This is a genomic window from Leucobacter celer subsp. astrifaciens (assembly GCF_001273835.1).
Taxonomy (GTDB): domain Bacteria; phylum Actinomycetota; class Actinomycetes; order Actinomycetales; family Microbacteriaceae; genus Leucobacter; species Leucobacter celer.
The window spans coordinates 1-294 of the sequence record NZ_JHEI01000099.1 but is presented as its reverse complement, the minus strand read 5'-3'; the positions used below and the strand labels follow the sequence as shown (position 1 = coordinate 294).

Sequence of the window (294 nt, the reverse complement as noted above, 5' to 3'; positions counted from 1 at the left end):
CGTCGAATCGTCGTGGAAGCCGCTGCTCGATCTCATCGATATCTCGAACGACGACTTCATTCGCACGACGGATGAGCGCCACGAAGCGGGCGTCGCGAAGTTTCTGCAGAAGCTTTACGACGACGGCCACGTCTACGCGGGCGAGTTCGAAGCGCTGTACTGCGTCGGCTGCGAAGAGTTCAAGCCGAAGAGTGAGATCGTCGACGGCACGGGCGAATTCGAGGGCCAGAAGGTGTGCGCCATCCATTCGAAGCCGCTCGAACTGCTCCAGGAGAAGAATTACTTCTTCAAGAT

1 protein-coding gene is annotated in these 294 nt (G+C 57.8%); it reads left to right on the top strand.

The genetic code is table 11. The features are described from left to right. Positions 1-294, top strand: a 294-nt coding sequence (locus AMS65_RS00275) for a class I tRNA ligase family protein (protein ID WP_157501957.1), incomplete at both ends; no start/stop codon positions are given.